The organism is Oleiphilus messinensis, assembly GCF_002162375.1.
Lineage (GTDB): Bacteria > Pseudomonadota > Gammaproteobacteria > Pseudomonadales > Oleiphilaceae > Oleiphilus > Oleiphilus messinensis.
Genome location: NZ_CP021425.1, coordinates 5648320 through 5661763, shown reverse-complemented (window position 1 = coordinate 5661763; position 13444 = coordinate 5648320). Strand labels below are relative to the sequence as shown.

The 13444-nt window shown below is 48.3% G+C and carries 8 protein-coding genes; 7 read left to right on the top strand and 1 reads right to left on the bottom strand.

Annotated features, from left to right (window positions below; translation table 11 throughout):
- The first annotated feature begins 46 nt into the window (after positions 1 to 46).
- Entirely contained in the window at positions 47 to 6796 is a 6750-nt protein-coding gene (locus tag OLMES_RS24485; protein WP_087463663.1) for a response regulator, read from the top strand.
- Positions 6797 to 6836: 40 nt separating this feature from the next.
- Entirely contained in the window at positions 6837 to 7766 is a 930-nt protein-coding gene (locus OLMES_RS24480; protein WP_087463662.1) for a GGDEF domain-containing protein, read from the top strand.
- A gap of 80 nt (positions 7767 to 7846) precedes the next feature.
- On the opposite strand, the gene OLMES_RS24475 is transcribed toward OLMES_RS24480, so the two are convergent.
- Positions 7847 to 8683 (bottom strand): DMT family transporter, encoded by an 837-nt coding sequence (locus OLMES_RS24475; RefSeq protein WP_269767771.1) that lies wholly within the window; start codon positions 8681 to 8683, stop codon positions 7847 to 7849.
- Positions 8684 to 8995: 312 nt separating this feature from the next.
- On the opposite strand from OLMES_RS24475, the gene OLMES_RS24470 reads away from it, so the two are divergent.
- The 5 genes from OLMES_RS24470 to OLMES_RS24450 all read left to right on the top strand — a co-directional run bounded on the left by OLMES_RS24470 (position 8996) and on the right by OLMES_RS24450 (position 13441).
- Entirely contained in the window at positions 8996 to 9457 is a 462-nt protein-coding gene (locus OLMES_RS24470) for a hypothetical protein (protein ID WP_087463660.1), read from the top strand.
- A gap of 185 nt (positions 9458 to 9642) precedes the next feature.
- Entirely contained in the window at positions 9643 to 10992 is a 1350-nt protein-coding gene (locus OLMES_RS24465) for an IS1380 family transposase (protein ID WP_087459351.1), read from the top strand.
- A gap of 323 nt (positions 10993 to 11315) precedes the next feature.
- Positions 11316 to 12113 carry a substrate-binding periplasmic protein gene (locus OLMES_RS24460; RefSeq protein ID WP_087463659.1) on the top strand — a complete coding sequence of 266 codons (798 nt, stop codon included), beginning with the start codon at positions 11316 to 11318 and terminating at the stop codon, positions 12111 to 12113.
- A gap of 118 nt (positions 12114 to 12231) precedes the next feature.
- Complete coding sequence (locus OLMES_RS24455) at positions 12232 to 12651, top strand: PilZ domain-containing protein (protein WP_087463658.1); 420 nt, start codon at positions 12232 to 12234, stop codon at positions 12649 to 12651.
- On the top strand, positions 12629 to 13441 hold the full coding sequence (locus OLMES_RS24450) for a substrate-binding periplasmic protein (RefSeq protein ID WP_087463657.1): 813 nt from the start codon (positions 12629 to 12631) through the stop codon (positions 13439 to 13441). Before OLMES_RS24455 ends, OLMES_RS24450 begins: the two co-directional genes overlap by 23 nt.
- The last annotated feature ends 3 nt before the right edge of the window (positions 13442 to 13444 follow it).

Genomic DNA, 13444 nt, shown 5'->3' with positions numbered 1-13444 from the left:
TGCCAAATAACATTGATGGTTAAACTTCTGTAAGGCCGTGACGATCATGCCGACTATTCTGAACTACGACATTTCCGAACAACTCTTCGAAAGTAAACATGCTCGAGTCTATCGGGCTACGGATCAGATTAATGGCAGATCGGTCATTCTCAAGGTATTGAATCATGATTTCCCTGGACAAGAGGATCTGGCGCGCTACCGTAATGAATACGAAATCACACGACAGCTGACGGCGTGTAATGCAGTGGTCAAGGTGCTAAGCCTGGAGCCCTACCAGAATACGCTGGTACTGGTGAAGGAGGATATTGGCGCAAAAGACCTTGCCGCCTGGATTGCGGATGAATCCTTTGATCTGGCGACCCATTTGAGTATTGCAATTCAGGCCAGTAAAGCCCTGGAATGCATTCATAAGGCCCGCATCGTTCACAAGGATATTAACCCGAGTAATCTGGTTTGGCAGCCGGAAGATAACCGCTTGAACGTGATTGACTTTGGTATCGCATCCCGAATTGCGCGTGAGCATCACTCCTTTTTGCATCAAAATCAGATTGACGGGACGCTTGCCTATATCGCCCCGGAGCAAACGGGAAGGCTAAACCGGACGGTGGACTACCGGGCGGATTTGTATTCTCTCGGGGTTACACTTTATCAATTGTTTACCGGCACGTTACCGTTTCAGGGCATTGATGGTATCGAGCTGGTTCATGCCCATATCGCCCTCACGCCACTGGAACCTCACTACGTTAATCCCAATATCCCGCTCCCTGTTTCCCAAATCATAACCCGTCTCATGGCAAAAATGCCGGACGCCCGATACCAGTCTGCAGCAGGTCTTTGCTATGACTTGCAGCATTGTCATGAGCAATTGGCGGCAACGGGGCAGATTATGCCTTTTGCGCTGGGTGAGCAGGATTTCTCGGAAGACTTTATCATTCCGGAGCAATTGTATGGTCGGGAAAATGAGGTTCGCGCCATCGTAGATGCATTTGATCGTGTCAGTCGGGGTGAAAAAGAACTCATTATGATTGCGGGCTATTCCGGAACGGGTAAGAGTGCCTTGGTCCATGAGGTGCATCGTCCTTTGACCGAAAAGCACGGACTGTTCATCTCCGGAAAATTTGATCAATACGAACGGGATAATCCCTATTTTGCCTGGACTTCAACCATTCGGGAATTTGTTCGCTATGTGCTGAAAGAGCAGGAAGAAGCACTGGCTGACTGGAAGGCGAAGATTCTCAATGGTGTGGGCGGGGCGATGGCAGGCGTGGTCACCAATTTGGTTCCCGAGTTGGAGTTGATTATTGGAACCCAGCCGGAACCGGCGGAGCTGGCCGGGGAGCAGGCCCTGAACCGGTTTAATTTAGCGTTGAATGCCTTTGTTAAATCAATCGCGACTGAAGATCACCCGTTGGTTATTTTTATAGATGACTGGCAGTGGGCGGATTCCGCCTCAATGAATTTGTTGCGTTATATCATGAGTGATATTGAATCTCGCTATTTGCTGGTCATCGGGGCGTATCGTGATAATGAGGTCGGTTCAAGCCATCCGTTCCATCTAACGCTTGAAGAGTTGCAGAAACGTTCGGGCTCGTTGAATGAGGTTCGGGTGGAAAACCTCGCCCTTGAGGATGTCTCAGCTCTGGTGGAAGATACGTTAGGCGAATCGGAGCTGGTTGCTCCTTTGGTGCAGCTGATCTTCGAGAAAACCCAGGGCAATGCATTCTTTGTGATTCAGTTTCTCACCAACCTGTTTAAGGAAGAGCTGGTCCATTTTTCACCCGAGTCCCGCTGTTGGTTAGCGGATCTGGATAAAATTAAAACCCTCAGCATTACCGATAACGTGGTTGAATTGATGGCCTACAAGCTGCGTAAATTCGACCCGGATACCCGCCGCGCTCTGGAATATGCAGCCTGTATTGGTAACCAGTTCGATTTGACCACGCTGGCCGTCATCATGAATATCGGCACCCAGCAGGTCGCGCAATATCTTGAGCCTGCCATTATCGAAGGGGTTATCAAGCCTCTGAGTAATCGCTACCGGTTAGCTCAGGTGGACGCGTCTTGTGACCTGGTCAGTTACCAATTTATTCACGACCGTATTCAACAGGCCGCCTATAGTTTGCTTGAGGGGCAAAATATCAGTGAAATTCATCTGAATATTGCACGGATTCTGATGGAAAAGTTCGCTGGCGAGCAACTGCATCGTCGGGTTTTTGATATTGCCAAGCACTATAACCTCGTCGAGTCCGCCTACTCTGATGAGCAGCACCGTGAAAATGTATTGCAAGTCAACTTGCTTGCAGGGAAGCGTGCCAAGGAGGCTACGGCATATCAGCCCGCATTGCATTATTTCCAGTCGGCAATCGCAGCCTTACCGAACCAATACTGGCAACTGGAAAGTGAAGTTGCATCAGAGCTCTTATTGCTGGCGGCGGAAGTTGCATATTTGAGTAAAGAATACGATTTGATGGAAGGTTGGCTTGATGAACTGTTAGCCAATTTGCAGGATCTGCCCCGTAAAATTCAGGCCTATGCGATCCGCCTGCAAGCCTATACCGCGCAAACCCGTTTGCCTGAAGCCGTCAAAATTTCCCTTGAAGCATTGCGCCTTTTGGGGTTTTCGCTCCCGGAACAGCCCAGCGACCTGGATGTGATGGCAAAATTGATGAAGACCAAATTGATGCTGCGTGGTCGCTCAACGGAGTCATTGAGAGGCCTGCCAGAAATGACGGATGAGCGTGTGGCGCTGTCCATGAATATCCTCGGGTTAACTATTCCTCCTGCTTATTGGGCGTCACCTAATCTGGTTTTCCTGGTGATCTTCCAACTCACCCGCAATTCCGTTGCCCATGGTTATTCTCCGTTTGCGGGCTTCAGTTTTTCATGGTGGGGCATTACCGAGTGTGCGGTATTGGGTAATATTGAACGTGGCTATGAATTCGGGCAATTTGGTATTGATCTGGCCAAGCAGCACAACTTGCCGATCCATCAGTCGCAATTCTATTGGGGCTGGATAATCAAAAATTATCGAGACCCCTTGCGGGATTCGATTCCAGAGTTAAATACGGCATACCAGCAATCCCTTGAAATCGGCGATTTTGAATACGCCTCCTACGCGCTGAATAACCGTCTTCAGGCTCAATTTCATTGTGGCGCGCCGCTCATGCAGTTGACTCAGGATATGGCCGCGGCTCAACATGATCTGGACAACTTCAAGATTGTTGCATCCCTTAACTGGCACGGGATATGGCATCAAACAGCATTGAATTTCCTGACTCCGCAGGAACATCCAACCCGCCTTGAGGGCGAGGCGTATTCTGAAATCAGCAAATTCCCAGAACATAAAAATAACAGCGATGTCAGTTCTCTGTTCCTGTATCACTGTGCGAAACTGATGTTGTGTGTACATTTTGGCAATGTACAAGGGGCATCGGAGCATGCTTTGGCGGGGCGGACGGTGTTGAAAGGCGGGGTGGGGATGTTCGCTGTGACCCTGTTCCACTTCTATGATGCATTAGTTTGGCTCGATGTTGCAGAAAATCAACTCGGACTGGCCCGCCGTAAGTCGTTGTCCAAAGCAAACAGCAGTCTCAAGAAAATTCAGAAGTGGGCGCACCATGCACCTCAGAACCATCAGCACCGCTATCATTTAATCTGTGCGGAAAAATGCCGGATGAAAGGTGAGGCCGGAGCGGCATCGGATCATTATCATAAAGCGATTGAGTGGTCCCGTGAGCAAGGCTTTGTTCAGGATTGTGCCCTGATTTGGGAGAAAGCAGCGCGTCATTATCTGGCGCGTGGCCAAAAAGAGTTTGCGGCCTATCATGTCAAGCAGGCCCGTTACTATGCCCAGAAATGGGAAGCTCAAGGTAAAGTCGACTATCTTGAATTTCAATTCCGGGAAATATTGCCAATGCTGGAAACCAAGGAAAGCCCCTCGGTTTCCGTGACAACGCACCAGCATCTCAGTACCGGAAATTCCAGCTCGATGTCGACAACGACCCTGCATGATCTGGATCTGGATTCGATACTAAAATCTTCCTACGCTATCACTCAGGAAATTGTTTTCGAAAAACTGGTGAAAACGCTCCTGGAAATCACCATGGAAAATGCGGGGGCGCAAAAAGGGATATTGTTCTTCCGCCAGGAGGAAAAGCTACAACCGGTTGCGAAAGCCGAAGTGGTGCAGAATCGTATTGAGCATGCCCCGCCTGAACCGGAGAACCCACTCCCTCATGATGGTGAATTTTCTCACACGGTGTTCAACACAGTAGCCCGTGCTGGCAAATTGGTTTTACTGGATAATGCTTGTCAACATTCAGACTTTAAAACAGATCCTTACATTAGCTCGACGGAATGTAAGTCCATCATCTGTTTACCTATCCACCATCAATCCAAATTAATCGGCGTGTTGTATCTTGAAAACAATATGATGCCAGGGGCGTTCACGCAACAGCGTGTGGAAATGCTGTCCCTGCTTTCCACCCATGCTGCCATTTCCCTTAAAAATGCCGATCACTATGCCATGCTTGAGTCCGAGGTTCGGGATCGGACTCGGGAAATTGAGGAAAAGAATTTTGCACTAAAAGTAGCGAATGACGCCAAATCAGAATTTCTGGCGAATATGAGCCACGAAATTCGAACGCCGATGAACGCCATTATCGGGCTAAGCAAATTAGCCTTGAAAACAGACTTGTCGACGGTTCAACTGGATTATCAGAGCAAGATTCTGGAATCGGCTGAAGTATTGCTGGATATCATTAACGACATTCTGGACTTTTCCAAGATTGAAGCGGGCAAAATGAAGCTTGAGTCGATCTCCTTCAATCTGGATAAGTTGATCGAGCGTGTGGTAAACGTCTGCTCATTGCGTGCACACGCCAAGGCGCTGGAATTGGTCGTGGACATGAGCCCCGGACTACCGAAGCAATTGATTGGTGATCCGTTGCGATTACAACAAATTCTGGTCAACCTGATTAATAATGCGGTCAAGTTTACCGAGGTCGGCCATGTTGCCGTTCAGGCGAAGGAGTCCGGGCGCTTTGATGATCAATTGACTATCGAGTTCCGGGTTTCGGATACGGGTATCGGGATGAGCGAGGAACAGCGTCAACGTTTGTTCCAGACGTTTACCCAGGCGGATGTTTCAACCACGCGAAAATATGGTGGTACAGGGCTTGGCTTGGCGATAAGCAAGCAGCTTACGGAAATGATGGGTGGCAAGATCCGGGTTGACAGTGTAATGGGTGAGGGGGCGGTCTTTACCTTTACCACTCAGGTTCAGGTTGCAGGCAAGCAGCCGGTGGGCAAGGACAGTATCACACTCGACAATCTGAAGATTCTTGTTGTGGATGACAATGAAATCTCCCGTGTTGTTCTGGCGGGGATGTTGAATCATTACAATGCCCGAATTGTGCAGGCGAAAAGCGGGGAAGAAGCCATAAAACTGGTTAAAGCCCATTACGACCATGGTGCGGCGTTTGATCTGGTTATTATGGACTGGAAAATGCCGGTTATGGACGGTATCGAAGCGGCCAAAATCATCAAGCAGGATTCCAGTATGGTGAACACACCAGCTGTTTTGATGGTTTCTGCCTATGATAAGGATGAAGCCCGGGCGCTGAGTGAGAGTGTCGGTATTGATGGTTTCATGGAGAAACCGGTCAGTCAGGCGACGCTTGTGGACATTATTTCCCGCTGTCTGTCATCGGCTGATATCCAGACTCGAGATGAACAGGCTCAAGGTGACAACATCACTTTGCTGGATATGTCCGGGGCCAGAGTACTGCTGGTTGAGGACAATGCAATCAATCGCCAGGTGGCGATTGGTTTCCTGGATGAAACCGGGGTTGCGCTGGATATCGCAGAAAACGGGAAAGTGGCCGTGGATAAGGTAGCGGAAAATCACTATGAGCTGGTATTGATGGATATTCAGATGCCGGAAATGGACGGCTTGACGGCAACCCAGAAAATTCGGGAAATGGAGCAGGGGGCAACATTACCCATTATTGCCATGACGGCCCATGCCATGCCGGGAGAAAAAGAGCGTAGCTTGCAGGCCGGTATGAATGATCATATCACCAAACCGATCGACCCCGATGAGTTGTACCATAAAATGGCACAATGGATTGATGGCTCATCGGTGCAGCAACGGAAATCGCAGCGAATTAAATCTCTCAATACCACTCAGGAAAATGTATTTCTGATTGACCGCCTGCGTGATAACCCTCAACTTTGTGTCGACTCTGCCTTACAGAAAATGCAGGGTAAGACCGAACTCTATCTCAATCTGCTTCAGGATTTCGTGAAAGATTACAGTACCATACGGGAAAAGATGCAAAAGCTCTGGCATGAAAAGGACACAGAGAGCCTGTATCGTTTCGCGCACTCACTGAAATCAAATGCGGCATACGTAGGGGCGGAGGTCATATCAAAAGCGGCAGAAGATCTGGAAAACGCAATTACCGCTAACAAAGGTGTGCAAGCCAAGCTTGAGGTTACTGCAGAGTTAACCGAAAATCTGGTGCGTAACGCTGAGCCTGCTGTGAAGATAAAGGCAAATACGGATGCCCGTAGTGGTTTCGACCAGCAGGCCGCACTGGGCATCATCAATCGCCTTATTCCGTTGGTTGAAGACTCTAACGCAAAAGCAGAAGATTTGATGCCGGCATTGAATGAAATTTGCCAGGGATCCCCCCATCAAAACGCCGCAGAATCGATTGCAGACCTGATTGATGATGTGGAATACAGCGAGGCATTGGGTCGACTCAAACAACTCGTCGCCGAAATGCAGTAAATAAATTGGACTTCTTTAAACTATCCGGGCTGGAACAGGTATGCAAGTTGAAACTCCCACCATTTTGATTGTGGATGATGAAAAATCAAGCCGGAAGATACTGAATGATCTTCTCAAAGAGAAGGGGAAAATTGTTCTGGCCAAAAATGGTACCCAGGCGCTTGAGCTTGCCGCAGCGCAACGTCCGACGCTCATCTTGATGGACATTTTGATGCCGGATATGAATGGTTTTCAAGTATTGGAAAAACTGAAACAAAGTGATGATACCAAACATATTGCGGTGATGTTTATCACCGCGCTGGGCTCTCACAATGACGAAACCAAGGGGTTGCGACTCGGGGCTTGTGATTATGTGCATAAACCCTTTCACGCCGAGATTGTTCAAGCCCGGGTCGGGACGCACCTGGAGCTTGCGAAGCAACGACGCATGCTTGAGGAGCTGGCAAACCTCGATGCATTGACATCTATTCCGAACCGGCGTCAGCTAGAGAAAAAGCTGGATATTGAATGGGCTAATTCCGTTCGAACCGGCGAGCCTCTTGCCATAGCGATGGTTGATGTTGATTTCTTTAAACTGTATAACGACGAATATGGACATGCCTCAGGGGACAATGTGCTGAGACGGATTGCCAATATTCTGGAAGCACAGTTGAAGCGTCCCAGGGATCTGGTGTACCGCTATGGTGGTGAAGAATTCTGCATCATCTTGCCTGATACCGAGTCAACGGGTGCGCAGCATATTCTGGAAACCTGTTGCAAGAGCGTCGAGTCCCTTAATATTGAACACCGGGAGTCGACAGTATCACCAGTCGTCACGATTAGTATTGGCGCGTGCATCTGCGCTCCCAAAGCCGGTGAATCGGTCGAAAAAGCCCTGCAGCAGGCTGATCAACAACTCTACCAATCGAAACGCCAGGGTCGAAATCAAGTTCACATTAAAACGTTACCGGAAATTGAGAGTGTGTCCTGAGGCACACACCCTGAGGCTCCATTTTCCGGTGCTGGATGCCTCGCACTCAAGATTCCGCCGCTCTCAAGGATCCGCGGTTTTCAAGGATCCGATAGCGCTGATTTCGCTTTTGGTGTCAGTGCGACCAGCAAATTTGCAGTAATGATCAGCGTGGCACCGGCTACCATCTGCCAGGTAATGGCTTCGTCTAAAAACAGCGCACTCAACAGCATCGCCAAGGGGATGTACAGATAAGAGATTACCGCTGTCAGGTTACCCGGTAATTCGGTGCTGACTTTGTTCCAGAGGGTGTGCGCTCCGATCGTGCAAACCACCCCCAGTGCAAGCAAGCCATACCAGTCATGTTGTTGCAGCGTTTGCCATTCAGTTAAAGGCCACAGGAACAGAAACCCGATGAAGCCAAAGCCAAATTGTCCCAAAGCACGAAAATTTGTGGGCAAATGGGCGATTTGTCGATTGATCGGTGGCAAACACGCATACAGGAAGCCACTGAATACGCCAACGATAAAGCCAATACCCTGCTCAAACGAGTCAGCATGAAATGGCGTGGCGATAATGACACCACCAATAGCGATGGCAACGGCACAGAGATCGATACGCCTGATGGTGTCTCCGTAGGCTACGCGGTTAACCAGCAATAAGTGAATTCCGAAGGTACAGACTGCAATGGCGGCGAGCGCTGCGCCTGCGCGTTTGATTGACCAGAAGTACAAATACCAATGTACTGCGAACATGATACCCAGTGACGCAAGCCAAAATAACTCGCGTCGGCTAATTTGCCGGAATTCTCGACGGGCCATCATCAACAGCGCAATGCCGAACGAACCAATCGCCAGTCGGGCAAAACCAATCGTAGCTTCATTTGCATCAATACCAAATATGAGTACCGGGACAAATCCCATCATCAATACGGACAGAAGTGATAGCGCAAGCAGCTGTGGGGTCGAGGATTTGGGGGTTGATGGTTTGATAATGTGTTTCCGTCACTGAATTCGGCAGTAAGAGATATTGTTCGCCAAAAAGTTTAACCGAGGTTCTACTCTGGAATCCATAATACCTCGGTAGTAATGGCCCTGATCTACTGGATACCCGCGATGTCGGGTCTATACTTTTTTACTGAGACCCACGTACAAATTTTTGTGCAGGACAAATAGTGAGTAGTTACAGATGAAGAGCAGGGAGGTCTCTCAAGAATGGCATACAAAATGGATAATTTGAGGAGCGATTAAGTGTCCGATGTACAAAATATTCTGGCCAGCTATAACCTGGAAGAAAATCATATTTATCTGCTGGAGCTGATTCCGCTGATCGAAATGATCTGGGCGGATGGTAAAAACAAAACCCCCGAAATTAATATTCTCTATCACTTCACAATTGAACATCTGGCCCGTCTGAACCGGGACAGTAACAGCGTGGAGGTCATTAGCGAAGATGAGGTGAATCGTTTTATAGACCGTTTTATCCATGAACGGCCAGACCCTCAGATGCTTAAGGACCTGCGGGATGTCTGTGCGATACGAATCTCGGAGAAAACAGATGAAGCCGACCGGCAGGCCAGTCGCGAAGCCATATTGAACTACTGTATCGATATTGCAGCAGCCTGTGCTTCCCAGTACCCCTATAAATTTAATGAGCGTATCGTCGCAGAGGAGAAAAAGTTGCTGATCGAGTTATTTGCAGCGTTTTCCTAAACAGTGGCATTTTAGTCTGGTTTTTGGCGGTGTTGCCGGCCATAGTAGGCGTACGCATTCTTTCGCTTTATCGTATTCTTCATATTACCTAAATTCTGCAAACAACATTGTACTTGAAAAGAAAAAGGCGATTTGATTCAATTGGTTATCATCAAACAACCAAGCACATCAGAGTCACCTTTTTCATGATCAAGAATACCCATAAAAGTGCCAAAAAACCAGCCGCAAAAATTCGCTATCAACACACCGGAAAAAAGCTGACTAGTCAAGCTGGCATTATCCCTGCCATGCATTTCCTCGATCACATCGGTTTTACCGAGGCTTGCCAGAAGCATCTTGATTTGCAACGCGGCAACACGGCTCGTTACAGCTTGGGCGACTCAATCTACCTAACGATTATCGGCATCATCGCCGGTGCCACTTCGCTCAGGAAGGTGGTTTCTGTGTGGGCAGATCAGGTGCTGCGTGAAGTGGGGGGGTGGCTATCGATTCCAGATGACAGTACATTGGGTCGTATTTTCCGTCGTGGAAAGCTCAAGCATGTCACCCAGCTCGAACAGATTAATCACACCTTGCGTCAGGGAATTTGGCATAGAGCATTGAAGTCCGGTACTTGGTTGCCCGGAACCCTCTATCGAGGCTGGATTGATGTGGACTCGACTGTCAAAACCGTTTACGGTCAACAGGAAGGTGCTGAAAAAGGCTACAACCCAACGAAAAAAGGCTCTAATTCTTATCATCCACTGGTTGCCTTTTGCAGCCACACCAAAGAAATTTTGCAAGCATGGTTGCGCAGTGGCAGCACCTACACCAGCAACGGCATTGTAGGCTTCATGCAGCAACTTTCTGCGCAGATGCCACCCAAAATGCGGCTGCTATTCCGAGGTGATTCAGGATTCTTTGTTGGAGAGCTCATGGACTGGCTGGATCAGGCTCGCCATGGTTACCTGATTAAAGTGAAACTCAAAGGCCTTGCCGCTTTGTTGGACAAGCAAGCTTGGCAACGAGTACCGGGTCATACCGATTGGGAACAGTGTGACTTTTTCCATCAATGCGGTCAATGGGAGCGGTCACGTCGCTTTGTTGCTGTGCGGCGTAAAACTGCTCTCATCACCAAAGGCCCTCAACAAGCCTTGCTGAATGAGCCCGTTTACGACTACTTCTGCTACGTAACCACAGAGCGGTTGTCTCCTTGGCAAGCACACACGACATACGGAAAGCGCGCAACTTGTGAAACCTGGTTGGATGAAGCTAAGAACCAAATGGGGCTGGCGCAAATCAAGAGCCATGATTTCATGGCCAGCTCATTAATTTTCCAATGCGCTGTGCTGGCGTATAACACGGTACGCTGGATGGCACTACTGAGCGATAATGACGAATTGAAACGATGGGAAATTCAAACTATCCGAACTTTTCTGGTACGTACTGCTGGACAACTCTTGCGTGGTGGGAATCAGCTTAAGGTCAACGTTCCGAGCAACCATCTTCACCCAACTCCGTGGGCTGACTGGTTAAAGCTGTCGTTTATTCATTGACCAAAATACCTATACTTAAATTCTTCGACTAAGCAAATTCCAGATTTGGAGTCAGGCAGACTTTGGCCTGTTGCTCCGGTTGACGATAGAGATGATTATAATTTAAACAGTCCAATCAAGTGAATTACGCTTGTTTCAGTTGCATGGTGTGCAAAATGGTGATCCATCGACACTAAATGTCGCTATAGTCGTATCGAATCGATTCAGACATATAGATTGCAGGATTTAGGTATTATTCAATGGCTTGGTTCGATACCTGAGTTTCTATCGAAAACAGCTTGTGATAAGGTGGATAGAACTGTTTTAACCCGTGGGAATGTCGTATGCCACTCCACCAAACCATTCGCACGCTGTGCGTATTTATGGTGCTGATTTCTGCTCGAGCGATGGCTGATTGTCCAGAGCGCTTAACTGTTGGCTGGGAATCGTGGGAGCCGTTTATGTACCTGAATAGTGAAGGGCAGCTAACGGGACTGGATATCGAATTAGCCCGTGCAATCGGGATGGTAATGACATGCAATCTGGTATTTATAGAAATACCGTTCAAGCGACATTTGCTGGAACTGAAGCGTGGCAAAATCGATGTTGCCTCGTCAGTCCAGTATACTGCTGAGCGTGCAGAATTTGCGCGTTATTCCAATGCCTATCGCTCTTCTGGAATGCATTTGATTATTCGTGCGGGAGAGCGCAAATGTTATCCCTTCAAAAGCCTCGAAGACGTTGCCCGGAGTACGCTGGTTTTGGGGAGTACGACTGGCTACTTTTATGGCAACGAAGTGAACGCGCTTTTGGCGCGTACAGACACGGCGATCACCCACGAAGCTGTTCTATCCGATGAGCAGAATGTCCGAAAACTGATTGCCAATCGGATAGATGCATTTCTGGGGGATCCGGTTGTTGCATTTCGTGTGGCCCAACGTTTTGGACTGAGTAAGCAAATAGAAGTGCATCCCTTGCCTGTTCATTCCACCACTTTTTATTTAATCGGGAGTAAACTTTCTGTTTCGGAGGCTACCATGGATTCGATCAATATGGCGTTGGAAGAGTTGGAAGCAAATGGTGCGTTACGCGGTATCCTGCAGCAATATATGCCGCCGGTTGACATACATAATCCTAATTAGCGCCAGTTTAGGGGCCTGACAAAATGAAAAATTTGTTAATCCAACGTGACAGAATCAAAAATAGAGGCCATAGTTTGGGTAGGTATCGCAATCGCTCGCTAAATAAATGGTGTAGGTGATGAATGCTCAACATGATCGTGCTTATATCCGCCATCCTTCCAGTATTCCCATCGAAGTGGAACCGTTTTGTGTTCATCAGCAGCTCTGTCTGCAATTACAGGATATGAGTGTTGGAGGACTATCCTTCCAGTCTCCGGTAAATTTTCATCGTGGTGCCATGGTTAAAATCAGGATCCTGGGTACCAAGCCTGTGTTCAGAGTCAATGGTGTGGTTCAGTGGTGTAAAAGTGTGAATGATCACTATGAACTCGGCGTTGAGTTTTTGCGTGAGGATGATGCCTTCCGAGTGCGCATGATGGAGCAGGTTTGTCATATTGAGCACTATCGCAATAGGCAGCTCAAACGTGGTCGCCGTTTGAGTAAAAATAAGGCCTCACTGGAATGGATCGCTAAACATGGCGCTCGATTTCCTCACTAAGGAACAGCGCCGTTTTACGTTGCGCTGCTGCTTGGTGCTGGTGCTCACGTTTCAGGCGTTATTCTTTTCGGGGTACTCCGGCGCGACAGAAACCGTTCGCATTGCCAGCGGGGAGTGGCCACCTTATTTATCTCAGGACCTGATTGGCTACGGTGTTTCATCCCAGCTGGTTACGGCGGCTTTCAAAGCTGCTGGACTCGGGGTTGAGTATGCTTTTTTCCCCTGGAATCGCAGTTTTGCCTCTGCCTTGAAGGGACAGTTTGATGCAACGATTGGTTGGGAACGTACTCCGGATCGGGAGCGTGATTTCTGGTTTAGTGCCCGCCCTATTTTGGTAGAGCAAACGGTGCTGTTTTATTTGCAAGATAATCCGGCATTAAAGCAAGGCATTTGGCAGGCTGATCGAAGCCGAAAGTTACTGGTGGGTACCACTCTTGGTTATGAATATGGCCAAAAGTTGTTTGATGGTGAGTCTCAAGGTTATTTTGTTATCTATCCGAGTCCGACCGACGAATTAAATTTGAAATTGTTGGTTAACCGCAGAATTGATTTATTTCCCATCGACCGTCTCGTTGGCATCGATATGATGAAAAAGCATTTCAGCAATGCATTGCACAACGTGCGTTATGACCCTGAGCCGTTAAGAGTCGTGGAGTTGTATTTGCTGATATCGAAAAATACAACGCGAGGTGAATGGTTGAAAGCCCGGTTTGATGAAGGGATGAATATTCTGGATCAAAAAGGGGTATTGAATGAGTATTTTGAAGAAGCCCATATCGTACCGCGTTGAACC

Bases quoted from the DNA above. Each gene is read 5' to 3' on its own strand.
- OLMES_RS24485 (WP_087463663.1), top strand. From the start codon at position 47: ATGCCGACTATTCTGAACTACGACATTTCCGAACAACTCTTCGAAAGT.
- OLMES_RS24480 (WP_087463662.1), top strand. From the start codon at position 6,837: ATGCAAGTTGAAACTCCCACCATTTTGATTGTGGATGATGAAAAATCA.
- OLMES_RS24465 (WP_087459351.1), top strand. From the start codon at position 9,643: ATGATCAAGAATACCCATAAAAGTGCCAAAAAACCAGCCGCAAAAATT.
- OLMES_RS24460 (WP_087463659.1), top strand. From the start codon at position 11,316: ATGCCACTCCACCAAACCATTCGCACGCTGTGCGTATTTATGGTGCTG.
- OLMES_RS24455 (WP_087463658.1), top strand. From the start codon at position 12,232: ATGAATGCTCAACATGATCGTGCTTATATCCGCCATCCTTCCAGTATT.
- OLMES_RS24450 (WP_087463657.1), top strand. From the start codon at position 12,629: ATGGCGCTCGATTTCCTCACTAAGGAACAGCGCCGTTTTACGTTGCGC.